The 24,889-nt window shown below is 53.7% G+C and carries 25 protein-coding genes and 2 tRNA genes; 13 read left to right on the top strand and 14 right to left on the bottom strand.

Annotated features, from left to right (window positions below):
- The first annotated feature begins 52 nt into the window (after window positions 1-52).
- Window positions 53-1,051 (top strand): L-glyceraldehyde 3-phosphate reductase, encoded by a 999-nt coding sequence (mgrA, locus tag JKP81_RS01075; RefSeq protein ID WP_200550277.1) that lies wholly within the window; start codon window positions 53-55, stop codon window positions 1,049-1,051.
- A 123-nt stretch (window positions 1,052-1,174) separates the two neighbouring features.
- Window positions 1,175-1,489 carry a DUF2502 domain-containing protein gene (locus tag JKP81_RS01070; RefSeq protein ID WP_200550276.1) on the top strand — a complete coding sequence of 105 codons (315 nt, stop codon included), beginning with the start codon at window positions 1,175-1,177 and terminating at the stop codon, window positions 1,487-1,489.
- 41 nt (window positions 1,490-1,530) lie between these two features.
- Here the strand turns inward: JKP81_RS01070 and JKP81_RS01065 are convergent, their stop codons facing one another.
- Window positions 1,531-2,769, bottom strand: coding sequence for an Nramp family divalent metal transporter (locus JKP81_RS01065; protein ID WP_200550275.1), 1,239 nt, complete (start codon window positions 2,767-2,769; stop codon window positions 1,531-1,533).
- Window positions 2,770-3,122: 353 nt separating this feature from the next.
- Between JKP81_RS01065 and JKP81_RS01060 the strand changes: the two genes are divergently transcribed.
- A complete protein-coding gene (locus JKP81_RS01060) occupies window positions 3,123-4,310 on the top strand; it encodes a NupC/NupG family nucleoside CNT transporter (RefSeq protein WP_200550274.1) in 1,188 nt (395 codons plus the stop codon).
- Window positions 4,311-4,351: 41 nt separating this feature from the next.
- On the opposite strand, the gene JKP81_RS01055 is transcribed toward JKP81_RS01060, so the two are convergent.
- The 3 genes from JKP81_RS01055 to JKP81_RS01045 form a co-directional block, all read right to left on the bottom strand.
- Complete coding sequence (locus JKP81_RS01055) at window positions 4,352-6,541, bottom strand: EAL domain-containing protein (RefSeq protein ID WP_200550273.1); 2,190 nt, start codon at window positions 6,539-6,541, stop codon at window positions 4,352-4,354.
- A 209-nt stretch (window positions 6,542-6,750) separates the two neighbouring features.
- Window positions 6,751-6,826: transfer RNA gene (locus JKP81_RS01050), tRNA-Ala, on the bottom strand.
- A 41-nt stretch (window positions 6,827-6,867) separates the two neighbouring features.
- A tRNA-Ala gene (locus JKP81_RS01045) sits at window positions 6,868-6,943 on the bottom strand.
- A gap of 220 nt (window positions 6,944-7,163) precedes the next feature.
- Here JKP81_RS01045 and JKP81_RS01040 point away from each other — a divergent pair.
- The gene (locus tag JKP81_RS01040; RefSeq protein ID WP_200550272.1) at window positions 7,164-7,523 is read left to right on the top strand and encodes a YfeC-like transcriptional regulator; all 360 of its coding nucleotides are present in this window, start codon (window positions 7,164-7,166) and stop codon (window positions 7,521-7,523) included.
- Between the two features lies 1 nt (window position 7,524).
- Window positions 7,525-7,917 carry a YfeC-like transcriptional regulator gene (locus tag JKP81_RS01035; protein WP_200550271.1) on the top strand — a complete coding sequence of 131 codons (393 nt, stop codon included), beginning with the start codon at window positions 7,525-7,527 and terminating at the stop codon, window positions 7,915-7,917.
- Window positions 7,918-7,958: 41 nt separating this feature from the next.
- Here JKP81_RS01035 and JKP81_RS01030 read toward each other — a convergent pair whose 3' ends face one another.
- Together JKP81_RS01030 and JKP81_RS01025 are read right to left on the bottom strand one after the other, a co-directional pair.
- Window positions 7,959-8,300: a RamA family antibiotic efflux transcriptional regulator gene (locus tag JKP81_RS01030; RefSeq protein WP_045513916.1), complete on the bottom strand. Its 342-nt coding sequence runs from the start codon at window positions 8,298-8,300 to the stop codon at window positions 7,959-7,961.
- Between the two features lie 38 nt (window positions 8,301-8,338).
- Entirely contained in the window at window positions 8,339-9,454 is a 1,116-nt protein-coding gene (locus tag JKP81_RS01025) for an MBL fold metallo-hydrolase (protein ID WP_200550270.1), read from the bottom strand.
- Between the two features lie 176 nt (window positions 9,455-9,630).
- Here JKP81_RS01025 and JKP81_RS01020 point away from each other — a divergent pair, with 176 nt between their 5' ends.
- The gene (locus tag JKP81_RS01020) at window positions 9,631-10,221 is read left to right on the top strand and encodes a TetR/AcrR family transcriptional regulator (RefSeq protein ID WP_200550269.1); all 591 of its coding nucleotides are present in this window, start codon (window positions 9,631-9,633) and stop codon (window positions 10,219-10,221) included.
- The gene (locus tag JKP81_RS01015) at window positions 10,211-10,576 is read left to right on the top strand and encodes an MmcQ/YjbR family DNA-binding protein (RefSeq protein ID WP_200550268.1); all 366 of its coding nucleotides are present in this window, start codon (window positions 10,211-10,213) and stop codon (window positions 10,574-10,576) included. The genes JKP81_RS01020 and JKP81_RS01015 overlap by 11 nt, the downstream gene beginning before the upstream one ends.
- Here the strand turns inward: JKP81_RS01015 and JKP81_RS01010 are convergent.
- Window positions 10,573-11,445, bottom strand: a complete 873-nt coding sequence (locus JKP81_RS01010) for a helix-turn-helix transcriptional regulator (protein WP_200551045.1) — start codon at window positions 11,443-11,445, stop codon at window positions 10,573-10,575. The two genes, JKP81_RS01015 and JKP81_RS01010, sit on opposite strands and share 4 nt — an antisense overlap.
- A gap of 108 nt (window positions 11,446-11,553) precedes the next feature.
- On the opposite strand from JKP81_RS01010, the gene JKP81_RS01005 reads away from it, so the two are divergent.
- Together JKP81_RS01005 and JKP81_RS01000 are read left to right on the top strand one after the other, a co-directional pair.
- The gene (locus tag JKP81_RS01005; protein WP_200550267.1) at window positions 11,554-12,978 is read left to right on the top strand and encodes an MFS transporter; all 1,425 of its coding nucleotides are present in this window, start codon (window positions 11,554-11,556) and stop codon (window positions 12,976-12,978) included.
- 66 nt (window positions 12,979-13,044) lie between these two features.
- Entirely contained in the window at window positions 13,045-13,842 is a 798-nt protein-coding gene (locus JKP81_RS01000; protein WP_200550266.1) for a PhzF family phenazine biosynthesis protein, read from the top strand.
- On the opposite strand, the gene JKP81_RS00995 is transcribed toward JKP81_RS01000, so the two are convergent.
- From JKP81_RS00995 to JKP81_RS00980, 4 genes are all read right to left on the bottom strand, one after another.
- Window positions 13,831-14,700, bottom strand: coding sequence for a DMT family transporter (locus JKP81_RS00995; RefSeq protein WP_200550265.1), 870 nt, complete (start codon window positions 14,698-14,700; stop codon window positions 13,831-13,833). The two genes, JKP81_RS01000 and JKP81_RS00995, sit on opposite strands and share 12 nt — an antisense overlap.
- A gap of 74 nt (window positions 14,701-14,774) precedes the next feature.
- Window positions 14,775-15,755, bottom strand: a complete 981-nt coding sequence (locus JKP81_RS00990) for a LacI family DNA-binding transcriptional regulator (protein ID WP_200550264.1) — start codon at window positions 15,753-15,755, stop codon at window positions 14,775-14,777.
- A 117-nt stretch (window positions 15,756-15,872) separates the two neighbouring features.
- Window positions 15,873-17,270, bottom strand: coding sequence for a phenylalanine transporter (gene pheP / locus JKP81_RS00985; protein WP_200550263.1), 1,398 nt, complete (start codon window positions 17,268-17,270; stop codon window positions 15,873-15,875).
- A gap of 107 nt (window positions 17,271-17,377) precedes the next feature.
- The gene (locus tag JKP81_RS00980) at window positions 17,378-18,148 is read right to left on the bottom strand and encodes a DeoR/GlpR family DNA-binding transcription regulator (protein ID WP_200550262.1); all 771 of its coding nucleotides are present in this window, start codon (window positions 18,146-18,148) and stop codon (window positions 17,378-17,380) included.
- Between the two features lie 97 nt (window positions 18,149-18,245).
- Here JKP81_RS00980 and JKP81_RS00975 point away from each other — a divergent pair, with 97 nt between their 5' ends.
- Complete coding sequence (locus JKP81_RS00975; RefSeq protein ID WP_200550261.1) at window positions 18,246-18,632, top strand: VOC family protein; 387 nt, start codon at window positions 18,246-18,248, stop codon at window positions 18,630-18,632.
- Window positions 18,633-18,670: 38 nt separating this feature from the next.
- On the opposite strand, the gene JKP81_RS00970 is transcribed toward JKP81_RS00975, so the two are convergent.
- A complete protein-coding gene (locus JKP81_RS00970) occupies window positions 18,671-20,611 on the bottom strand; it encodes a methyl-accepting chemotaxis protein (RefSeq protein WP_200550260.1) in 1,941 nt (646 codons plus the stop codon).
- Window positions 20,612-20,914: 303 nt separating this feature from the next.
- A complete protein-coding gene (locus JKP81_RS00965; RefSeq protein ID WP_017458690.1) occupies window positions 20,915-21,175 on the bottom strand; it encodes a DUF2534 family protein in 261 nt (86 codons plus the stop codon).
- Window positions 21,176-21,334: 159 nt separating this feature from the next.
- On the opposite strand from JKP81_RS00965, the gene JKP81_RS00960 reads away from it, so the two are divergent.
- The gene (locus tag JKP81_RS00960; RefSeq protein ID WP_200550259.1) at window positions 21,335-21,808 is read left to right on the top strand and encodes an NUDIX pyrophosphatase; all 474 of its coding nucleotides are present in this window, start codon (window positions 21,335-21,337) and stop codon (window positions 21,806-21,808) included.
- A gap of 122 nt (window positions 21,809-21,930) precedes the next feature.
- Window positions 21,931-23,334 (top strand): glutamine synthetase family protein, encoded by a 1,404-nt coding sequence (locus JKP81_RS00955; protein ID WP_200550258.1) that lies wholly within the window; start codon window positions 21,931-21,933, stop codon window positions 23,332-23,334.
- Between the two features lie 26 nt (window positions 23,335-23,360).
- Here JKP81_RS00955 and JKP81_RS00950 read toward each other — a convergent pair whose 3' ends face one another.
- Complete coding sequence (locus JKP81_RS00950; protein WP_200550257.1) at window positions 23,361-23,891, bottom strand: GNAT family N-acetyltransferase; 531 nt, start codon at window positions 23,889-23,891, stop codon at window positions 23,361-23,363.
- A 95-nt stretch (window positions 23,892-23,986) separates the two neighbouring features.
- Here JKP81_RS00950 and JKP81_RS00945 point away from each other — a divergent pair, with 95 nt between their 5' ends.
- Entirely contained in the window at window positions 23,987-24,883 is an 897-nt protein-coding gene (locus JKP81_RS00945; RefSeq protein ID WP_200550256.1) for a LysR family transcriptional regulator, read from the top strand.
- Window positions 24,884-24,889: the final 6 nt, after the last annotated feature.

Raw genomic sequence — 24,889 nt, 5'->3', positions numbered from 1 at the left:
AGTGAATGTAAACGCATACACTGATGCTACGTTGATAACAAGGAGCAACTGCATGGTTTATCTGGCCGATCCCGCACGCTATGAAAAGATGCACTACCATCGCTGCGGCGACAGCGGGTTAAAACTTCCGGCAATTTCGCTTGGGTTGTGGCACAACTTCGGTGATACCACTTTGCTGGAAAACAGCCGCCAGTTGTTGCGGCATGCCTTTGATCTGGGCATTACCCATTTTGATCTGGCCAACAACTACGGGCCGCCACCGGGCTCCGCAGAGCGCAATTTCGGCCGGATTTTGCAAGAGGACTTCCTGCCCTACCGCGATGAATTAATTATCTCGAGCAAAGCCGGTTATACCATGTGGGACGGCCCGTATGGCGACTGGGGCTCACGTAAGTACCTGATTGCCAGCCTCGACCAGAGCTTGCGCCGTATGGGTCTGGAGTATGTTGATATCTTCTATCACCATCGCCCGGATCCCGAGACGCCGCTGAAGGAAACCATGCGCGCACTGGACCATATTGTACGCCAGGGCAAAGCCCTGTACGTCGGGCTTTCCAACTATCCGGCGGCGCAGGCGCGCGAAGCTATCGATATTCTTAATGACCTCGGAACACCGTGTCTTATCCATCAGCCGAAATACTCAATGTTTGAACGCTGGGTCGAAGCGGAATTGCTTGATGTGTTGCAGGAAAAAGGCGTCGGCAGTATTGCGTTTTCACCGCTGGCAGGCGGGCAACTGACCGACCGATATCTGCACGGCATTCCACCCGATTCCCGCGCCGCCAGCGGCAGCCGCTTTCTCAATCCGGAGCAAATTACGGACGAAAAGCTGACGACCGTTCGCGCGCTGAATGCACTGGCGGAACGGCGCGGACAGAAGTTATCGCAGATGGCGCTGGCTTGGGTGCTGCGCAACGATCGTGTTACCTCGGTGCTGATTGGTGCCAGTAAAACGAGCCAGCTTGACGATGCAGTCGGCATGCTGGCAAACCGCCACTTCACAACGACTGAAAGTGACGAGATCGACGCCATTCTCAGTGGCGCAAAATAACAGCAAATTTAGCAAAAAATGCTGCCATTCATGATTTAGGAGTTCCGCCAATAATACGGGGTTTGGCCGCCCCGTAATATTGTTGTAACAGGCCGTTTCGGCCCGATCGTGAAGGAGAAGAGTATGTTCAGGTCACTGATTCTGGCAGCTGTGTTAATGGCTTCTGCGCCGCTAGTCGCAAATGCTGGCGAAATCACCCTGTTGCCATCTGTAAAATTACAAATTGGCGATCGCGATAATTACGGTAACTACTGGGACGGCGGCCGCTGGCGCGACCGTGACTACTGGGGCCGCAACTATGAGTGGCGCGGCAACCGTTGGCACAAACACGACCGCGGCTGGCATCGCGGCTGGGACAAACAGAATGCGTATGAACGCGGTTACCGTGAAGGCTGGCGGGACCGCGACGATCATCGTGGCCGGGGACACCACCACTAATTCAAAAAAAGGAGCGCAAGCGCTCCTTTTTCTCATGCGATTTACAGACCTGCCGCACTGCCGATTAACAGCCAGCCATTCAAACTGACCACCAGCACCACAATCACCCAACCAATTCGCTTAATGAATGTCGTGTTGACTAACTCGCCCATTAATTTGCGGTTACTGGTGAAAATCAGCAGCGGCACAAGCGCCAGTGCGATACCGAAACTGAGCAGTACCTGGCTCATAACCAGAATCCTCGTCGGATCCAGCCCCAGCCAGATAACAATAAACGACGGCATCATGGTGATGGTGCGCCGCACCCACAAGGGAATATGAAAACGCACAAACCCCTGCATCACTACCTGCCCGGCCAGCGTCCCCACCACCGTAGAAGAAAGCCCCGCTGCTACCAGGCTAAGACCAAAAATGGTCGCTGCCGCGTGACTTAATAATGGCTCCAGCGTCAGGTACGCCTGGTCGAGATCGGCAACACCGGTATGCCCGTTAAAATGGAACGCCGCTGCCGCTGTCGCCATCATCGCCAGATTCACAAACCCGGCGATAGTCATTGCGATGCCGACATCCCATTTCGTGGCGGAATAACGCTCGCGCTGAGTACCCTGGTGCAGATGCTGCGTCAGAGACGAGTGCAGGTAAATGACGTGCGGCATAATGGTCGCACCCAGAACGCCTGCCGCGAGAAACACCGCTTCGCTACTCGGCAAACTCGGGATCACAATGCCTTGCGCCAGTTGAGCGAGCTTCGGCTGGGAAAAAACCAGCTCGACAATATAAGCTGCAGCGACAAACAGCAGCAGGCCGCCTATTACTTTCTCCAGCGGTTTTTGCCCTCGCCGCTGTAACATCAGAATCAAGAACGTCGCCACGCCAGTGAGCACCGCACCTTGCAGTAACGAAACGCCGAGGATGAGCTTAAACCCGATGGCGGCACCGATAAACTCTGCCAGATCGGTTGCCATGGCGATAATTTCTGCCTGAACCCAGTAGAACCACACCAGCGGGCGCGGATAGTGATCGCGGATCTGCTCTGCGAGGTTCTTCCCGGTGGCGATCCCCAGTTTGGCGGAAAGCAGCTGGATCAGCATCGCCATGATATTGGCCCAGACCACCACCCACAGCAGTTGATAGCCAAAACTGGCGCCCGCCTGAATATTGGTAGCGAAGTTGCCCGGATCGATATAACCGATAGCAGCAATAAACGCGGGTCCCATTAAGGCAAACCGTAACTTGCGCGCTGCACGCCCATTACTATTCTCAACGCGACTACTGTTCATTTATTGCCCCTAAATATAGCCTTTGCTATGTTTTATGCTACCAAAATGAGAATGATTATCAAGTTCATTTAAATGGGTTTACCTGATTTCTCTGATAGCCAGAAACAATAGAAGGGTTGAATGTCAAGGATGGTGACGGCGACAACAGCTTTTGCCGCAGCATTATGTTAAGAGTCTAGCAGTATGACGCAACTTTTCACGCTTTTACTTAACATAACAGAAATGTATGTTGGATCACTAATTTTGAGTCTGGTCACAGGTCATTAATATAGTGTGTGTTTGATCTCGTTTTCTTTTGCCTTGTTACATAGAATGTGCACGAAATTCCTACCCGTCTCATATTTGGAGCAAATATGTCCCGCGTTTTGCACTTTGTCCTGGCGCTTGCTGTTGTGGCGCTGCTTGCCCTGCTCGTAAGCAGCGATCGCAAGAAGATCCGCATTCGTTTTGTTATTCAACTGCTGGTGATTGAAGTTTTACTGGCCTGGTTCTTCCTGAACTCTGATGTTGGCCTTGGCTTCGTAAAAGGCTTCTCCGAGATGTTCGAAAAACTGCTCGGTTTCGCCAACGAAGGTACCAACTTCGTCTTCGGTAAAATGAATGATGAAGGTCTGGCGTTCTTCTTCCTGAAAGTGCTGTGCCCGATTGTCTTCATTTCTGCTCTGATTGGTATTCTGCAACACATTCGCGTGTTGCCGATCATCATCCGCGCCATCGGTACGGTGCTGTCCAAAGTGAACGGCATGGGCAAACTGGAGTCGTTTAACGCTGTTAGCTCCCTGATTCTGGGACAGTCTGAAAACTTCATTGCTTACAAAGACATTCTCAGCAAAATGTCCCGCAACCGCATGTACACCATGGCAGCGACCGCAATGTCGACTGTTTCGATGTCCATCGTTGGTGCGTATATGACCATGCTCCAGCCGAAATATGTTGTTGCGGCGCTGGTACTGAACATGTTCAGTACTTTTATAGTGCTGTCGATTCTCAACCCGTACCGCGTGGATGAGAGCGAAGAAAACCTGCAAATGGCGAAGCTGCATGAAGGCCAGAGCTTCTTTGAAATGCTGGGTGAATACATTCTGGCGGGCTTCAAAGTTGCCATTATTGTTGCGGCAATGCTGATTGGTTTTATCGCCCTCATTTCCGGCCTGAACGCGCTGTTTGCCGCCGTGCTGGGTATCTCCTTCCAGGGAATTCTGGGCTATATTTTCTACCCGATTGCCTGGGTGCTGGGCGTGCCGGCTCACGAAGCGCTGCAGGTTGCCAGTATCATGGCGACCAAACTGGTTTCTAACGAATTTGTGGCGATGATGGATCTGCAGAAAATCGCGGCGAACCTCTCTCCGCGTTCAGAAGGTATCCTGTCCGTGTTCCTCGTCTCCTTCGCGAACTTCTCGTCTATCGGCATTATCGCCGGGGCAATCAAAGGCCTGAATGAAGAACAAGGTAACGTGGTTTCCCGTTTCGGTCTGAAACTGGTGTATGGATCCACGCTGGTGAGCGTGCTGTCTGCGGCTATCGCTGCGCTGGTTATTTGATTGTCATAGGCTAAAAAAAACCGGGGATTTCCCCGGTTTTTTTATTTGGCGTTTGCCAGCGGCTGCGGTTTCCCCAGCAAATACCCCTGCAGGTAATCGACGCCAGAATTCAGCAACAATTCGCGTTGCGCTTCATTCTCCACATACTCCGCAACCACAGTCAGCGATTTGGCCTTCGCCAGTTCGCATATCGCTTTGACAATCATTGCATCCTGCTTGTCCTGCAAAATATCCCGAACAAAACAGCCGTCGATTTTGATGATATCGGCCTGGAGCCCTTTCAAACGTTCAAAATTGGCATAGCCGGTACCAAAATCATCAATCGCGATTTTGAATCCCGCCTTTCGCAACTGCTTAATACTATGGATACTGATTTCCGAATTTGAGAAAGCCTGCTCTTCCGTTATCTCGATGATCACCTGCTGCGGCAATACCGCATAGCGTGCAAAAAGCGCCAGAAACTGCGCGGCGAACTCTTTTTGCATCAGGGTGAGTGGCATTAAATTCACCGAAAAACGCGCCGAATCGCCGGGCTGCGGGTGCGCCTGCATCCACTGAAGCAGGCACTCTATAACCTGCATATCAAACCGTGCGCCAAGATTGAACTGGGCAATAACAGGAATAAAAAGATCTGGCGTAATGAATTCGCCATCAACAACCAGCCGCGTGAGGACTTCCCGGTAACCGTCCCCTTCGGCATTCACGATCGGCTGCCCATAGAGGACAATTCCGTTTTCGCTGAGCGCACGCTTTACCTTGTTCAGCTGTAACACTCGCTCCGTGGTTTGATCGGTAACCACTTGCAGGCTGTTTGTCAGCGCCAGTACCCGGTGCTCCGAACATGCCTGTTCTGAAAGCCAACTTAACTGGCCCAATGTCTGATGTAGCTCTTCACCCGTGCCCTGCAATTCCCCCCAGGAAGCACCAAACTCAATATCCAGAACGGCATTGTTCCAGTAAATGCGGCGACTGTTCAGGTAATCCAGCATATGATGCAAACGCGCCAGGATTTCTGGCCCATCAAGTAACAATAAAAGCTCACTGCCGGGAAGCTGGAAAAAGCGTTCCCCATCCTGTAGCAAAGGCTGAAGCTCACGCGTTACGCTGCGTTTCACATATACACGCATCATCATGCCGAAATGGCGGCTGAGGAATTCGAGGTTTTTCATATGCAGGCAGCACACGATACCATTTGGCTGCTGCGCCATCTGCTGTTCCAGCGCACGCAGGTTGGGCAGGCCCGTTAATGGATCGCTCATGGCCTGTATTTCCCAACGCCCTTTCAGCCATTCGCTGCGGTTAAAAACACGCGTCATATAAAGTATGCAGATGGTAAAGCTGATAAGTACCGACATCACAAATGCCAGCGAGTAATCGGAACGCACACCGTGAAGAAAATTATCGTTGTACGCCAGCAACAGGAACGCCGAAACGCCCCAACTTAATGAAATGAGCGTAGAACTTAACCTACTGATGCCAAAGGTGAATAAAATAAAAATAACCGGCACCAAATAACCCGCAATATAATCATTTTTATATGGAGCGCATAAAATAATAACAAGTGCAGCAAGCGAAATAAGCCAACACAGCGTAAAGAGTCGATTTTTCCTGGAAAAAAACGGTTTAAAATTTCTCAACCATAAGGCGCGAGCAAAGCGGGGATTAAGAATCATCCTCAAAGGATAATAAATAATCATGGTAAAAATAAGTGCGGCGCAAATCAGGCTCTGGATATCAATAATAGAGTAAATAACCGAACCAGCCCCAAAAAAATTCGATAAATTAATTGGATAGTTAAACCAGGCGCCAGCAATATACATCGATGTTTTCATTCCGACAGGAGCAATAAATCCTAACCACAGGATACGCACGCCCATATCTTTATTTGGCAGACCGTGACGCCAGCGAGAGCCCAACTGCCAGCGAACAATACCGCAGATCAACAACACCGAAAATAGTTGGCAAAATAAAAGAATCAATGCTTCAGCGAGGGGAAGATGAAAAAAAGCCTCATTTACCAGAGCAAACCCAATGATAATCGGTAATATTCCATGCCGACCAAATAATAGAAGTATTGCCAGCATTGCACTCAACGGTAACCAGGCAAGATAAACTTCACTGGCATCAACAAGGGTGAGTGGAGAAATAAATCGTGAAACCGGAATAGCCACCAGGCATAAAATTAACGCGAGGAAGAATTTTCTTACCGCACTGTATTTACTGTATTTCATCAGCGTTAATTAAATGCTCCCAACTGGTCAAAAAAGAGTCGCCGAGATGATAGGTTTATTCATAGTGCGAATCAAGCTATCAGCGGCTCGAATACCGAGCATAACTGTCGCCTTACCGGACGTATGCTTAGTTATGTATAGCAGAAAGAATTGAATAAAAGAGGAAGATAAAAACAAAAACCCCCGCGTAAACGCGAGGGTTTGAATTTTGGTGGAGCTAAGCGGGATCGAACCGCTGACCTCTTGCATGCCATGCAAGCGCTCTCCCAGCTGAGCTATAGCCCCACATTATGCCTTAACGCGCCAATTCCGTTGGGTTCGGAATTTGGTGGAGCTAAGCGGGATCGAACCGCTGACCTCTTGCATGCCATGCAAGCGCTCTCCCAGCTGAGCTATAGCCCCATCGCGTAAAGCGTGTCGTGTTGACGGGCGGCATAATATGAATTCCCTTGCCAGGTGTCAACGGCAAAATCGCGCCGTATTATTCAATCGCTGAAAAAGCATGCAAATGAAAGACATTGCGAACACCCTCGCAGCCAGTAGTTAAACATGTCACATTTTCCCGTAAAATGGTGCTATAACATAAGCCATTAATTACCCTTACAACAATTCGGGAAATTACATGCTCAAGGAACGAATGACGCCAGAAGAGTTGGCCAGCCTTACAGGATATAGCCGACAAACCATCAATAAATGGGTGCGCAAAGAAGGCTGGGTGACCTCACCAAAACCCGGCGTACAGGGAGGTAAAGCCCGTCTGGTCCATATAAATGAACAAGTCCGCGCATTTATTCGCAGCGCACAGCGCACTGAAGACCAACCCAAAGCCACGCTTACCGCCGGCGATACCTCACTTGAGGCGTTATTAATCCGGCTGGCAAAAGAGATGACCGACGCGGAGCAAAAACAACTCTCTTCACTTTTATTACGCGACGGCATTACCGGCTTGTTGCAACGTCTGGGGCTCCGCGATCAAAAATAATATGATGAAATTACCTAACAAAATGACCACCGAAGAATTAGCGGAGTTTCTCGGCGTCGCCAGACAAACGGTAAATCGCTGGATCCGCCAGCAAGGTTGGGAAACAGAACCGTTACCCGGTGTAAAAGGCGGTCGCGCCAGGCTGATTCACCTCACGAAAGAGGTGCGCAGTTTCATTATGAAAACGCCCTCTATGCGCCATCATAATTCTCCCTATTCTATTGCCGAACCCGCACCGGTTTACGCCAGTGGGAATAGCGCGCTGCATGAAATTATCAAAGTGCTGCAAAACATGACCGCTGAGGAACAAAAGCAGCTTTCAACGCTGCTGGCGCGCGAAGGTATTAGCGGGCTCTTAAGCCGTTTAGGCATCGAGAAAACGCTGGCAGAATAAAAAACGGCCTTATGCAGGCCGATTTTTTTATCTGTTTACCATCAATGGGTATGCTGATGATTCTCCCGCCGGTACGCACCCGGCGGCAGATTAAAGGTGCGGGTAAAGATGCGCGTAAACGTCTGCTGCGAATCAAAACCGTACTTCAGGCAGATGTCGTAAACCTTCTGATCGGTATTACGTAAATCCCTCGCAGCGAGAGATAATTTTCGCGTGCGAATATAGCGCCCCAGACTCTCCCCTTTATAGTGCAAGAAAAGCCGTTGCAGATGCCATTTGGAATAGCCCGCATGCGCTGCAATATCATCAATACGTAATGGTTGATGGAGATTGTCGTCGATCCACTCGACGATGGTGTCGATAACCTGAGCGGAAATAGTCATACTGCGATCCCCCTCTGCTCTTCGATTAATAAACGGGTTTATTCCCACCAGGCGCGGAAAACTTGCGCAGTGTCTGCCGCAAGCACCGGTTCGCCCAGCCTCGGTGTCAATAAGCGATAGCTTTTTTCCCGGCTTGCTGCCGCCAGCCTTTTGTACGGATCGTCCCAGGTGTGTTTTGCCAACACAAAACGCCCCGCATGGCCCGGCAGAACCGCGCGAGCATTAAGTTCCTGTGCTGCCAGAGCGGTCTCTTCCGGCATCATATGAATATACTTCCAGTCCTCGTCGTACTGACCATTTTCCATAATCGCCAGATCAACCACGCCAAACTGTTCGCCAATCGCTTTGAAATGCGGGCCATAACCGCTATCACCGCTGTAATAAACGTTCTGCGTGGCGGTAGTGAACATAAAGCTGGCCCACAATGTCTGATTGCGTTTCAGACCGCGCCCGGAAAAGTGGCGCGCGGGTAAAACGTGCACGGTCAAATCGTCACTCACCACCACTTTCTGCTGCCAGTCAGCTTCCTGAATGATTGCCGGATCCATTCCCCAGTAACGCAGGTGCGAGCCCACACCGAGCGGCGTCACCACTTTTTTGATTTTCGGCATCAGCGCCTTGATGGTGGCGTAATCCAGGTGGTCATAGTGATCGTGAGAAATAATCAGCAGATCGATCTCCGGCATGTTTTGCGCCGTCCAGAGATCGTTACCGGCAAACGCCTTATTGAGAAATGAAAATGGCGCCGCGTAATGACTCAGGATCGGATCGATCAGAATACGCTTGCCCGCCAGTTGCACATACCAGGACGAATGCCCCATCCACACCAGCGTATCCTGCTCAAGCGGCAGGCTGGCGAGATCGGTGTGCACCGCCGGTAACGGCTGCTGCGGGCGCGCGTTCTCGCGTTTAGTAACCAGAAAATCCCACCATGCTGCCAGCATATTTTTCTTTCCGGTGAAACCCGGAGTCGGCAACTGGTTTTGAAACTTTCCGTCACGATAATGCGGTGATTTTTCGACTTCAGTAAGCTGTTCGCCCTGCGGGAGTTGGCCAAATCCGGCATTCAGAACAAAAGGTAAACTTGTGGCAGAGGCAACGAGCATAACAAGAACCACGCTGAAAATGAGACGCTTCATATCCTGACCCGACAAAATCGATCCATTCCGTAGATACGACGCTGGTTAAACTTGATTATGAGTGAGTAAGCACTCATTATAGAAAGCATCGCTCAACCGTCAAGATCATTTTTTTCTATGTCATTCGACGTTGCAGCGTTGCAGAGGGCATGTTTCAATCGTGGTTTTTACAATGTGAGAGGAAAAGTGCAGTGGCTCGTCCAAAGAGTGAAGATAAAAAACTGGCGTTACTGGAAGCGGCTACCGAAGCCATTGCACAGTCGGGGATCGCTGCCTCCACCGCGTTAATCGCTCGCAATGCGGGTGTCGCGGAAGGGACGCTGTTTCGCTACTTCGCCACCAAAGACGACCTGCTCAACGCGCTTTACCTGCATCTGAAAAGCGATCTGTGCGGCACGATGCTGGCGAATATCGATCTCTCGATCAACGATTCCAGGCACCACACGCAATGCATCTGGAACAGCTATATCGACTGGGGGATCCGCCACCCGAATGGTCACTGCGCCGTGCGCCAGATAGCCGTCAGCGACAAACTCACCGATGCCACCCGCCAGCAAGTCGCGGAAATTTTTCCGGAGCTGCATGAGTTATGCCATCGTTCGGTACGGCCGGTGTTTCTGACCGATGAATACTCCCCTTTTGGCGATGCGATTTTCCTGTCGATGGCGGACACAACGATCACCTTCGCCAGCCGGGATGCGTCTCGCATCACCGAGTTTAAGCGCCTTGGCTTCGAAGCCATGTGGCGTGCGCTGGCCATTGAGGAAAATCATGGACAGTAAAACCCTGCAAGCAAGCGCGCACCGTATTGCGCTCGAACTGCCCTTCACCGAACATTGCTGGCCGTTTGGTCCGGAACATGACGTGTTCAAAGTGTGCGGGAAGATTTTTATGATGACCACTACCGCGCACAGCAGGCCGATGGTGACGATGAAAGCCGAGCCGCAAAAATCACTGCTCAACCAGCAGATCCACCCCAGCATTGAGCCGGGGTATCACATGAACAAAAAACACTGGATTTCCGTATTCGCAGGCGACGACATCGATGAATCGCTGCTCGCGTTCCTGATTCAGGAATCATGGGATCGCGTGGTCGACGGCTTGCCGCGCAAAGATCAAAAACGTCTGCGCCCTTAAGCGTTTTCCGCCAGCCAGCTCAACGCCTTTTCACTGGTTTCATCCACCGGCAGATACACCAGCAACCGCGAGCCGTTACGCGGTGCTGAGTACCAGTACATTTGCTGAAGGGAAAATTCGCCAAGCTGCGGGTGATTAAAGATTTTTATCTTATTTTCCACGCCGCGCACATCCAGATGCTTGCGCCACAACGCTTCAAATTCCGCCGACGCCGCACAAAACCGCGCCAGCTTCGCTTCCCACACCGCATCGCCCCGGTGCTCAGCCATGGCTGCGCGGAAATAGGCCACAAAAGTTTGTAATACGCTATCGTCAAAGCCAAGCCGGCTGCGCCACTGCGGGTGGGTGAGATAGAGATAAATGCAGTTGCGGTCTTCGTCGGGGATCTCGCTGAAATTAATGCCCATCAGGCGCTCAAAACCAACGTTCCACGCCACAATGTCAAAGTTGGTTTTCTGAATACTGGCCGGTTGCGGCAGCAGGCTATCCAGCAAGCGCCGGGTGCCTTCACTGATGCCTTCACACTGCGGCGTATTCAGTGCTTCCGTTGGCGTTAGCCCGGCCAGCAAAAACAGATGACGGGTTTCCGTTGGCGAACATTGCAAAGCCGCGGCAATCGCCTGCAACACGGTAGCGGAAGGATTGACGTCCCTGCCCTGTTCGAGCCAGGTGTACCAGGTGACGCCAACATCTGCCAGCAGTGCCACCTCTTCACGCCGCAGCCCCGGCGTGCGCCGACGTGTACTGCGTGGCAGCCCCAGCCGTTGCGGATCGAGGCTTTCCCGCCGCGCACGCAAAAATGCACCAAGCTGTTTACGGTTCTCATCCAGCACCGTCAGTTCCGGAAGTTTTTCGACCATCAACGTCATAACAATCTCCAGCATGGTAGTGCCAGTACCAGTATAGGCAAGAACTGGTACCCGTTTTTCTGTTAAGCGATGCTACGTCCATCCGATGAATGACGCAATGGAGTTACCATGAAAACGTCTGCTGTTTCTCCGGGCCGGGCAGGCCTGATCCTTCTGCTGACCGGGCAGATGCTGCCATTGATTGACACGTCAATTACCAATGTCGCGCTCGATTCCATCACCCTCTCGCTGCACACCTCTGCCACGCAGCTGGCGCTGATTGTCGCGCTGTACGGCGTGGCTTTCGCCGTCTGTCTGGCGATGGGCAGTAAACTGGGGGACAACTTCGGTCGCCGGCGGGTGTTCTTATGGGGCGTTGCCCTGTTTGGTATCGCTTCGCTGTTGTGCGGGCTGGCAAATTCGGTCTCCACGCTGCTTGGCGCGCGAACGCTACAGGGCATGGGCGCGGCACTGATTGTGCCGCAAATCCTCGCGACGTTGCATGTCACGTTAAAAGGCACTGCCCATGCGCGCGCCATCAGTCTCTACGGCGGTATTGGCGGCGTGGCGTTTATCATTGGTCAGATGGGCGGTGGCTGGCTGGTCTCGGCGGATATCGCCGGTCTTGGCTGGCGTAACGCCTTTTTTATCAATGTACCCATTTGTCTGTTAGTGCTGGCGCTTAGCCGCCGCTATGTGCCGGAAACCCGGAGCGAAACGCGCACGCGCATTGACTGGCAAGGCACTGTTGCCCTTGCGATGATCCTCTGCTGCCTGCTGTTCCCGCTGGCGCTTGGCCCGGAACTGCACTGGCCGTGGGAAACGAAAGCCGCGCTGCTGGCGCTGATTCCGCTGGCATGGTGGATGCGCACCAGCGCGTTAAAACAGCAGCAAGCGGGTTTGATGCCGCTGTTACCGCCGCGCTTACTCAAACTGCACAGTATCCGTTTCGGCCTGCTGATTGCTTTACTGTTCTTTAGCGCGTGGTCGGGTTTTATGTTCTGTATGGCGCTCACGTTGCAAGCCGGAATGGGCATGACGCCGTATCAGTCGGGCAACAGCTTTGTCGCGCTGGGCGTCGCCTATTTTGTCTCTGCCTGGTATGCGCCCAAAATGATTGGTCGCTATAGTATGCGCACCATTTTACTCACCGGGCTGATGATTCAGGTCAGTGGCCTGCTGGCATTGATTGCTACTCTGCAGCTCTCCGGGCGAATGGTGGATGCGCTGGCACTTGCGCCGTCTACCGCGCTGATTGGCTATGGCCAGGCGCTGATTGTGAATAGCTTTTACCGCATCGGAATGCGTGATATCACCACCCAGGATGCAGGCGCAGGTAGCGCACTGCTCAGCACATTGCAGCAGGCCACGCTCGGCCTCGGTCCGGCAGTACTCGGCGGGTTGTTTTTGCATCTTGTCGGCCAGTCGCAGGGCAACTACAGCACGGCGCTGAGTGGTTTTCTGGCAACAGAAGTGGTGATGATGCTGGTGCTGGCGGCAGCGGCAGTGAGCGCACGCCATCAACTGGCACCGCGCTGCCCGGCAAACTCCTGATTAGCGCTACCTACAGGCGTAAAAAGGCGATAATGTTATCCCCTTGTTAACAAAGGGAGCGCCGTAGTGGAACTTGATATTTACCAGGTGGACGCGTTCAGCACGCGTCCTTTTTCCGGTAACCCGGCAGCGGTTTGCATTACACCGCAGGGGCTGGAAGCCGCATTAATGCAGCAGATAGCCGAAGAGATGGCGGTATCCGAAACCGCGTTTTTAAACCTTGCGGACAATAACCTGCGCTGGTTTACGCCGCAGGCCGAAGTCGATTTATGCGGCCACGGCACGCTGGCAACCGCGCATATTCTGCGCCAGAACGGGCGGCTTGCCGAAGGCGATGCCATCACCTTTCACACCCTTTCCGGCCCGCTGACCGCAACTGCCGGAGCGCAGGGCATTGAGCTTGATTTCCCGCTACTGACACCGCAAATGGAGCCCGAGGCACCAGCAGAATTACTGAAAGCACTTGGACTGGCGAATGAACAGGTGAGTGGTTACGGTGTATTCGGCGCGAAGCAACTGGTGGTGGTCGAGGATGCGCAGTTAGTTTACGCGCTCAAGCCTGATTTTGCGGTGCTTCGCGCCTTACCAGGCCGCGGCGTGGCAGTCACCGCGCCCGGTCAGGATGAGTATGATTGCGTGTCGCGCTACTTCGCCCCGTGGGTAGGCGTGAATGAAGATCCGGTGACCGGTTCCGCGCACTGTGCGCTGGCGACCTACTGGTCAGCGCGGCTGGGTAAGCACTCGCTTACCGCCTACCAGGCCTCAACGCGCGGCGGCGTTTTAGCGCTGGCGCTCAGGGAAAATGGTCGCGTGCTGATCGGCGGCGGCGCGCATACGGTGCTGGCTGGCACGTTACGGCTTTGACGGTAAACGCGCAATCATCCGCCAGCGGAACCAAATCTGCGCCAGCAGGATCAGCACACCGCCAAGAATTTTTTGTAGCGGTAAGCGCTCACCGTACCAAATCGAGGCGGCAATCACCGTCAGTAACGGTTCCAGCACCATAATGATGGCGGCGCTGGCGACGGCAGCATATTTTTGCCCTTGCAGTTGCAGGCCAAACCTGAGGCTTGTGGCAATTAAAATGCTCGCCGCCAGCCACATCGCTGTGGTGCTGGTAAAGGGTTGAGTCCAGGACTCAAACAACGCAGAAATTACCAGCCCGGCAACGCCGGTTATCGCAAGCTGTACCGCCGTGAGCGGCAGCAGCGGTACTTCTCTGGCACAACGGCTGGTGTAGCAAAAATAGATCGACTGCACGAACGCCGTCAGCAAAAACCAGCCCTGGCTGGCATGAAACGTGATGGGTATGTGCAGGCTCAGCAGCGCTAATCCAACAATGGCGACCGGCAAACACTCCCAGTAGGCGCGAGCCGGGCGGGTTTTTAGCATCACCCAGGCCACCAGCGGCACGAACAGCATCGACAGGCTCATGATAAATGCCCCCTCGCCCAGCGATGGCGTGGTCGACACTGACCAGATCCACAGGCAGAGGTTGAGCGCCATCCATAATCCGCTTATCACTACCTGACGCACTTTTTCCCGCGCAATACGTTGCCCACGGCAAAACGGCAGCAGCACCAGCGCCGCGCCAAAAAAACGCAGCCCAAGAAAGGCGAAAACCGGCATCCCGCTAATGGCTTCGCGTGAGAAAATCCATCCGCAAGCGGCAATCAGCGTGGTCAAAACCAGAAATAAATCAGCTTGTCGTTGCCGGGTCATGGCAAGGCTCCCTGAGCAATAAAAAAGCCAGCGCGGCGGCTGGCGAAATCTTTACACACATCATGCCTGAAATGTCAGGCGCTGGCGCGGGAAATATAACGCCAGTCCATGATTACGCTTTCTGGGGGGCTATCCGGATTATCAATACGGTTCAGCAACAGCCGGACGGCTTCGCGCCCCATCGCCTGCGAAGGTTGCTCAATGGTGCTGAGCGGCGGGGTAACCATTTCTGCCAGTTCAGTACCATCGAAACCGACCACCGCGATATCCTGCGGCATTGACAGCCCAGCTTCATGGATCGCCAGCAGCGCCCCGGCGGCCAGCGTATCGGAAACGGCAAACACCGCGTCCGGGCGTTCCGGTGCACTAAGCAGCAGCTGCATCGCGGTTTTCCCGGCGCTGAAACTCAAATCGCGGGCGTACTCCACGTTTTCATAGCGCAGGCGTTTTGCCTGTAAACCGCTCCGATAACCGTGTTCACGCAGCCGGGCATATTTATAACTCAAATCGTGGTTAATCATGGCAATGCGCTGACAGCCGCGCTCTACTAACTGGTCAATCACGCAGCGGGCGGCGTCGACATCGTTAATGCCCACGCAGGAGACGTCGCCGTTATCGGCGTACTCGGCACATTGCACCCAGGGCGCGGCACCAATCATGGTGCCCAGTTCCGGCAATTTCGCACACGCAGCCATGGTGATGATGCCGTCAACAATCTTGCCCGACAGCAATTTGAGCGCTGAGCGCGAGCGCGCTATATCTGCACCGGAGTTACACAGCAGGATGCGATACCCGTTTTTTTCCGCCTCTTCTTCAATGCCCTTCACCACTTCGGCGCAAAACGGGTTAGCGATATTCGAGACCAACACCAGAATCATTGAGCTGCGCGCGGTGCGCAACTGGCGGGCTAATAAGTTGGGTTGATACTGGCACTCCTTGATGGCCTGCAATACGCGTTCGCGATTTTTCGGCTTCACTGATTCGCTGTTATTCAGCACCCGTGAAACCGTTGCAACGGAAACGCCCGCCATCCTGGCAATTTTCTGAATGGACATAACAACAATATATTCTGCAATTGGCCATAAGACCCGAGGCTATCACAGTTTAGACATAGACATCATCACCAGTCCGGCAAGCGGCAGCCCACCGGATCTGGTAGGGAATCGCGCGAGTTATCCGCGCTTCGGTGCTCGACGCAGCAGTTTGAAAGCGACAAACAGGAACACAATCCACACCGGCAGCAACACCGCTGACAGGCGCATATCGTCCATGGTGCACATCAAAACCAGGATCATCAGCATGAAGCCAATGCACAGATAGTTGCCCGCCGGGAAGAGCAGCGCTTTAAACTGCGGATCGCGCCCTTTGCGGCGCATCGCTGCGCGGAATTTGAGGTGCGCCAGCGAAATCATGATCCAGTTAAGTAGCAGCGTCGCCACCACCAGCGCCATCAGCATGGAGAAGGCTTTTTGCGGCAGCAGATAGTTAACCAATACCACCAGCGAGGTGATAGCCCCTGAGAGGAACAGGGAATTCACCGGCACGCCACGGCGGCTGACGCGCGTCAAAAAGGCCGGCGCGTTGCCCTGCACTGACAAACCAAACAGCATACGGCTATTGGAATAGACACCGCTGTTATACACCGACAGGGACGCCACCAGAATGACGAAATTGAGCGCTGATGCCACCAGGTTGCTGTCCAGTTCGTGGAAAATCATCACAAACGGGCTGCTGTTGGCTTTGACGTCAATCCACGGATAAAGCGCCAGCAGCACGACCAGTGAGCCGATATAAAACAGTAAAATACGGTACACCACCTGGTTAACCGCCTTCGGAATGGTGGTGTGCGGCTCGCTGGCTTCGGCGGCGGTAATGCCGATCAGCTCCAGGCCGCCAAAAGAGAACATAATCACGGCCAGCGCGAGGATAAGCCCATGCCAGCCGGTGGCGAAAAAGCCGTTATAGCGCCAGAGGTTATCGAAGCTGGCGCGCTCACCACCATGGCCGGTAAACAGCATCCACAAGCCAAAACCAATCATGCCGATAATTGCCAGCACTTTAATCAGCGCAAACCAGAACTCGGTTTCGCCATACAAGCGCACATTGACGAGATTGACGGCATTGATGATGACAAAGAAAGCGGCGGCCCAAATCCAGGTCGGCACGTCCGGAAACCAGTACTGCATGTAAATACCGGCGGCGGTCAGTTCCGCCATTCCCACCAGCACAAACATCGCCCAGTAGTTCCAGCCAGAAAGAAAGCCCGCGAACGGTCCCCAGTATTTGTAGGCAAAATGGGAAAATGAACCAGAAACCGGCTCTTCAACCACCATTTCACCGAGCTGGCGCATGATCAGAAAAGCGATAACGCCAGCAATGCCGTAGCCCAGCAAAACGGCTGGCCCGGCCATCTGAATCGCGGGACCAATGCCCAGAAAAAGCCCGGTGCCAATCGCGCCGCCCAGTGCAATCAGCTGAATGTGGCGGTTTTTTAAACCTCGTTGTAGTGTCGGCCCTGCTTCCGACGCGGCATCGGTGCTGCTTCCCGCTGCCTGTGACGCGTTTTTCACGTCCTTCCCCTTTGTGGTTTCATTTAAAGGGGCACCTTTTAACATCTCCGCTGTGGGCTGGCAAGAAATGAACCCTGAGCGGCAACGCGCGAAACGCCCGGTTGCGTTTAAACCGTCAGGATCTCAATATTCTCTGCGCGAAAGGCCTGATGAAACGCTTTGGTGAGATCGGTTTCTACCACCAGCACATCAATCTGCTGGCTGGCGGCAACAATGTAGCGGGCCACTCCGGGGATCTTGTTCGCCGTTAATGCCACCACCACCTGGTTGCTTTGGGCGATCACCGCCTTTTTAAATTCGCAATCGGCATAATCAAAGCCGGTCAGCCCCATTTCTGGCGACATCGCGCAGCCACCGATAAACGCCTGATCGAAAATGATCCCGTTAAGCTGGCTGATAGCCGGTGCGCCGACGCAACCGCCGGTGCTGCTCTGCACCAGCCCGCCCAGCATGATCACTTCGCAGCGCGGATGTTTACACGCAACAGCGGCGATTTCCGGTGAGTTAGTCACTACCGTCAGGTTTAACTCTGGCGGCAGCACTTTTGCCAGTTCAAGGTTGGTGGTGCCGGTATCAATAAATACACAGGTGCCGGGCTTGAGCAGTGGCACGCAGCGCTGCGCGAGGAGGCTTTTTGTTGCTCGATCCTGCTCTTTTCTTTGCGTAAAGCTCCCGGCGGCCGCCAGTTGCAATACCGCGCCGCCATAGACCTTCTTGCAGATGCCCGCTTTACTCAGTTCCTGCAAATCGCGGCGAATAGTGTGCTCTGAAACCTGCAATTCAACGGCTAACTCCGCACAGACTGCCCGTCCCTGCGCCTGAAGGCGCTGGCGGATCAGATCTTGTCGTTGATCGGGAAAAGCTGCATAATCGAGCATAAATCCTCTTTATTAAATTCAAATCGAGCAACAATGAGCATGATCATGCAAATGTATTACGCTGTCAATTAACAACCCCTACGCCCTGGAGATCACCATGAACATTGCCCATGTCGCACTCTGGACACGCCAGCTCGACGCACAGCGCGCTTTCTGGCGCGACTTTTTTTCCGCCACCAGCAATGAGAAATATGTCAGTCAAAACCGCGCCGGTTTTGCATCCTATTTTATGTCGCTGCACAACGGGCCAACCATTGAACTCATGACCGTGCCAGAACTGGCCGATGCGCCGAACGCCGCAGAATTTGTTGGCTGGGCGCATATCGCGATTAATGTCGGAGATGTCGGGGCGGTGGATGAGATGGCAGAAAAAGCCCGTCAGCAGGGCCGGTTAGCCAGCGCCGCGCGATGGACGGGGGATGGTTTTTATGAAGCCGTGATACTGGACCCGGATAATAACCGTATCGAACTGGTTGCCGGATAAGAAAGGCAGAGAGCCTGTTGCCAGGCTCTCTGTTGAGGTTACGCTTCGAGGCGGAACTGATGCACCGTCTGCGCCAGTTGCTGCGCCTGATCTTCAAGTGAAGTTGCTGCCGCAGCCATTTGCTGCACCAGCGAGGCGTTTTGTTGCGTGACACCGTCCATTTCATTGACGGCAATCGTCACCTGGCTGATGCCTTTGGCCTGCTCATCCGAGGCGCTGACAATCTCATTGATGATGGTCTGCACGGAATTCACCGCCTGCGTCATCTCCTGCATGGTGTGTCCGGCATCGTTCACCAGTTGCACCCCGGCTTCGACGCGTTTGCTGGACTCTTCAATCAACGCGCCGATATCTTTCACCGCGTCGGCGCTGCGCTGCGCCAGGTTGCGCACTTCAGACGCCACCACCGCAAAGCCACGCCCCTGTTCACCAGCACGCGCCGCCTCTACCGCGGCGTTCAACGCCAGGATATTGGTCTGAAAAGCGATGCTGTTAATGATCGCCGTGATATCGCCGATTTTCTTCGCGCTGTCGTCAATTTTCGCCATCGTTTCCACCACCTGACCGACCAACGTTTCACCCCGGCTGGCAATCTGCGTGGCATTGGCGGTAAGCGCCGTCGCCTGGTGGGCGTTGGCGGCGTTATGTTTCACCGTGGCGCTAAACTGCTCCATACTGGCGGCGGTCTGTTCCAGCGCTGCGGCCTGCTGTTCAGTACGCGAAGAGAGGTTAATGTTGCCGCTGACAATCTCGCCGGCGCCCTGGCGCACCGAGTCACTGGCTTCTTTGATCTGCCCGACAATCTGCCGTAACTGCGCCTGCATGGTATGCAGGGCATAGAACAGGCTGCTGCGATCGTTACCTTTCACCGGAATGGTGTTATCGAGTTTGCCGTCCGCGACCGCCAGTGCGATATTCGCCCCTTCCAGCGGCTCGCCACCAATCGGTTTCAACACTTTACGACTGAAGATCAGGCCGAGCAGCGTACACACCAACAGGATGCTGATAACCCCCAGAACAATGGCGTACATCAGTTGACGGTTGGCTGCCGCCATCACCGAACTCACCGGCGCAACGACGCCGAGATACCAGTTATCGGTACTGTTGCCGATAGATACAGGTTGCCAGGTAATCAGCGCTTTTTCGCCGAGGATCGGATCATCTTGTTCCACCACATTACTGGTAAAGCCATCCGTTTTACCAGGGTAAGGCTTGCTGGTCAGGTTTTTATCCGGGTAGGAAATCACCTTCCCGGCAGTAGAGAGCAGCACCGCATAGCCGCCCCCTTCCCACGGTTTGATCTGATTCACTTTCTGCTGCAATGAGGCCAGCGAGATATCCGATGTCACAACGGCATGCAGTTTGCCACCGCTGACAATCGGTGCCGCCACTGAGGTCAGCAGCGTCGGCACGCCGTTATAGGCATAGCTGTAGGGCTCAATTAACGTATCTTTCTGGCTTTTTTGCGGCAGCAGATAGTAGTCGCCCTGGCCCGGCGTAAAGATCGACGTTAACGGGTGGAGCTTAAAATTACCGGACTGATCGTGATCGACAAAGAAGGCGTAGCGGCCTTTGGGTGCCTGATCGGGCTTATCCGCGAACTCTGCATCGCGACCGTCATAGGCGTTATCTTCAAAAATAACCGAGATAGAGAGATAGTCAGGGTTATCGCGCAGGGCGGAGATAAGCAGTTTATCTGCCACCTGGCGGTCGGTGATGCCAGCTTCTGGCAACGCAATCATGCTGTGACCGAGGTTATGCGCCACATCGCGCGCATAGTTCAGTTGCTGCTGGATAGTCAACGCCTGGCTCTGGGCAATTTTTTGCAGGTATTGTTCGGCGCGGTGTTTTTGTTCACTGCTGGACTGCCAGCTCAGTACCCCGATAGTTACCACAAAACCGAGGGTGATGGTGATGGCCCCCGTCAGCAACATTTGCGCGCGGGTGCTCATTTTTTTGGTCACAAATTCTCTGGCCATTACGGCTCTCCTGGAGTCAGCCTTTTACGTTATCTTCCTTTCAGCACGAACTCCCTGTGAGATCTCTATCGGCGTTTATTTTTTGATCTTTAATTGTTGGTGAAAGTGTTATTGCGAGGTAAAAACGCTTTTTAAAGCGAGAAACAGCAGCCTGCATGGGCCAGAAAATGTAGTGGCAGTTAACTTGTCGGTCATCGTCGCTTACCGCAGAGCTTTACGCTGAGGACGCGAGAGATCACGATTTCGATTAAGGCTCAAGAACGCAAGAGAGGCGGCCCCGGCAGCACGCCAGGGCGGGAGGGATCAGCCGCGATCGTCTTTCGGGCCGAGGAAATAGAACCCAAAAGGCAGCGAGCCAATGATGGTGAACATCAGACTGTAGATAGCAACCCATGCGCCCTGCATGATAAACATCGTTACCGTCCAGGATTCCATCGGCAAATTGTACTGATCTTCGACGCCCTCGAAGGTCACTTTCGAAATGACGCTCACGGCAACCAGGAATACAATCACCACCGCAATGATAAATTTTTTCCCCTCGCGGGTACGCAATTTTTCCAGCATATAAACCTCCTGTCATGTGGCTTTTCTGTGCCGCGAGTGTAACCGATCTGCTGCCTGGTTGTTGTGAAAAATCAGGAAAAAAGGCCATTTGCGCGAAACCATGACAAGCCCTGGCGACACCCTGATATTGCTGCTTAAGCCATTAACACGGAGAAAACAATGAGTAAGGAAATCCCGATACGCTGCTTTTCGATAGCCCTGTTTGTGCTGTGCCACTCCGCAGCGGGCTGGCGCGTTCTGCTGCTTAAACGCAGCGGTAAAATGCTTAACGGCCAGTGGTGCCAGATTGCAGGCGGCATTGAACACGGTGAAACGGCCTGGCAAACCGCACTGCGTGAAGCCCGGGAAGAGACGGGCTTACAGCTTAGCGACCTCTATTCCGCCGACTGCTGCGAGCAGTTTTACGAAGCGCACCGCGACGCCATCACCGTCGTGCCGGTGTTTGTTGCGTACGTCGATGAAGCCTGCGAGATAACACTCAACCACGAGCACAGCGAATACCGCTGGGTCAGCTTTGCCGACGCCCGCGAATTGCTCACTTTTCCTGGCCAGCGCAAAACACTTGACTGGGTAAAAACGCATTTCGTGGATAGCGCGCCCTCGCCGCTGCTAAAAATGCCTTCCACGCTTTAAACACGCCATTTTTATACTATTTTTATCGCCGCGTATTTCCTTTTTACGCGGCGTTTATATCAAAATAAAAAGCGCTCTTTTATGCTGAGTTCATCGCCAACAGGCCTCACAGAAAGAAAAATATGAACTCGCTGATGACTATTCCGCTACTGAAAAATATCCGTATCTTTTTTACCACCACACCATTTCCAACACCGTTACATTCGCGATCGGCATTGATGGTTGATCAGGAAATCAGGCTACTTCAGCAGAATTTTTGTCACGAAATCAAAGCGTATCTGAACGAACACCCGCAAACAAAACACGTTGATATTTATCTTAACGATACCCACGGCACATTCCGGGGGAAAAGAGTCACCGTCGAAAATATATTTTCTCTAAGCACGGGTTGTTATTTCCCGCAATCTGTTTACGCCATGGATCGCGAAGGGAAAATAATCACCTCTTCACCCGGCAGACTTATTAACGAAGAACCCGATAATTTATGTTTACCCGTTTCCGGCACGTTACGCCCAAGCGCGCACGATCCGCACCATAACGCGCAATTATTATTAACCATGCTCGACAGCGATAATATGCCGTGGCCGCTTGAGCCAAGAGTCATATTGCAAAATGTGCTGCGTCAGTTTCATCAACATGGCCTTTACCCGGTGGTGGCTGCGGAAATGGAGTTCTACCTTGTAGACCCCGCCGTACAACAGAACCGCCCGCAGGGCTGTTTTCATCTGGCCGTGCCGTCCACCTACTCTGCGTTTATTGAGGAACTGGAAAACATGGCGGCAGCACAACGTCTTCCCTTATCCGGCATCGTTAGCGAAGCCGAAGCCGGGCAGTTTGAACTGAATATGTGCCATTCATCCAATGTCGTGGAGAGTTGCGAGCAGATGCTGGCGCTGCGCAAACTCACCGGTACCGTAGCGGAGAAATTTGGCTATCAGGCCAATTTTATGGCGAAGCCATTCTCAGAACTGGCCGGTAATGGCCTGCATTTTCACGTCAGCCTTAATGATGTAAATGGAGAAAATGTGTTTGCCAGCCCGGCGGAGGCACCCAATGAAATGGTGCGACTCTCCCTTGCCGGCATGCTGGAATTGATGCCCGCGTCGCTGGCGATCATGGCGCCAGGTGTTAATGGGTTCAGGCGGTTGCGTAAGAATCTGTATGAACCGCTTTTTCACTCCTGGGGTTACAACAAACGCAACGCTGCTCTGCGCATTCCCTGCTCTGATGCGCGCAACCGGCGGATCGAATATCGCCTGGCGGGCGCGGACGCCAACCCTTATCTGGTAATGGCGACGTTACTGACGGGCATGTTATACGGCCTGGAACGTATTGATGATGACGCGCTGGCAAACTTCACCCACGCCTCGCCCGATCTGCCGTTATTCCAGCAGCCTGCGCTGGAGGCGTTTCGCCAGTGCGCCTACCTGGCGGACCATTTAGGCAGCGCGTTTTGCGATCAGTGGTATCACGCCAAGCTGGCGGAACTGAACGCGTTTGAGCGCATTGTGACGGCAGAAGAATAGTCTTTCAGCCACTCATTACCGTTGACTTACAGGAGGTTGTTGCGCGGAAGCGTCACATCCCCCTCCCCCAATGGGCGCTGCATCAGAACGGTATCCAGCCAGCGCCCGTGCTTCATGCCGACACTTTTCAGCGTGCCGATAACCACAAAACCGGCACGGCTGTGCAGGCGTAATGAACCTTCATTTTCGCTGTTGCCAACGTTGGCGATGAGCTGGCGGTAACCGTTTTGCTCCGCCCAGGCTACCGCGCGGGCGAGTAGCGCTTTGCCTGCGCCCTGCTGGCGGAAACTGTCATCAACATAGATAGAATCTTCCAGCGTGTACTGGTACGCCCGCCGCTCGCGATAGCGCGATAAATAGCAGTAACCCCGAACCTGCCCTTCATGCACGGCGACATACCACGGCAAGCCGTTGCGGCGGGTTTTCGCCAGCCGCGTACGCATTTCCTCCACGTCCGGCGCTTCGGTTTCGAATGTGGCGTTACCGTGCGTCACGTGATAAGCATAAATCTGCACAATCGCGCTAAGATGATGTTCTTGCGCGTCAATAATTTCCATAACTGTTCCCCGTTTGATGATATCTACAGGCTACCGGTAACGCCGCCCGCGCGGCACCAGGCTGCGCTTATCACCGTTATAAGGAAAACTTTGCCATGCCACACTTCAGCTTTGACCAGTTAGCGACGTTTAAGCTGGTGCTTGCCCGGGGAAGTTTTACCGCCGCCGCAGAGGTGTTAGGCATTTCGCAACCCGCAGTCAGCCTGCAAATCCGCCAGCTTGAACAGGCATTGCACGTTCGCCTGATTGAACGTTCCGGGCGCGGTCTGCGCGCCACCGCCGCCGGAGAAACCTTTCTGGCGCATTGTGCGGAGATCGAAAATGCCGTCAGCGCCGCGGTGCAGTCAGTGTCGCAGCATCAGGACGCTATTAGCGGCAGCGTGACAATTGGCACCGGCGCGACGACCTGTATTCACCTGTTGCCGCCACTGCTGCAAAAGTTGCACCGCGATTTCCCGCTACTGTCTGTCGGGGTGCGCACCGGCAACACCAGTGATATCGTGCGCGCGGTGGAAGAAAACCGTATCGATATCGGCCTTGTAACGCTGCCCGCCAACGGGCGCAATCTGGCGATTTCACCGTTATTTACCGAAGAATTTGTGGTGATCACTGCACAAGACGCTGACGGCGTTTCATTGCCGACGCCGGCAACGCTTGCGCACCTTCCGCTGATTGTTTTCGAATCCGGCAGCAGTACGCGCCTGCTTATAGAACAGTGGTTTAGCGCAGGCGGTGTCACCCTCGCACCGGTGATGGAGCTGGGCAGTATTGAAGCGATAAAACGCATGGTGCGCGCCGGGTTGGGTTACAGCATTGTGCCCGGCGTGGCGGTTCAGGCTGAAGAAGACCACCAGGGTCTGCGCGTACAATCGGTGCAGCCGCCGCTCCAGCGCCAGTTAGCACTGGTGATGCGTCAGGATAAAGTGGTGAGCCGGGGAATGCGGGAAGTGTTGAATGGCCTGCAACAGGCGGGCATCACGCCCGCCGGATAAAACACC

The sequence above is a fragment of the Kosakonia sp. LAM2021 genome (assembly GCF_016620385.1).
Classification (GTDB): domain Bacteria; phylum Pseudomonadota; class Gammaproteobacteria; order Enterobacterales; family Enterobacteriaceae; genus Kosakonia; species Kosakonia sacchari.
Note: the sequence above shows the minus strand (reverse complement) of the source record. Positions and strands in the feature narration are given on the sequence as shown.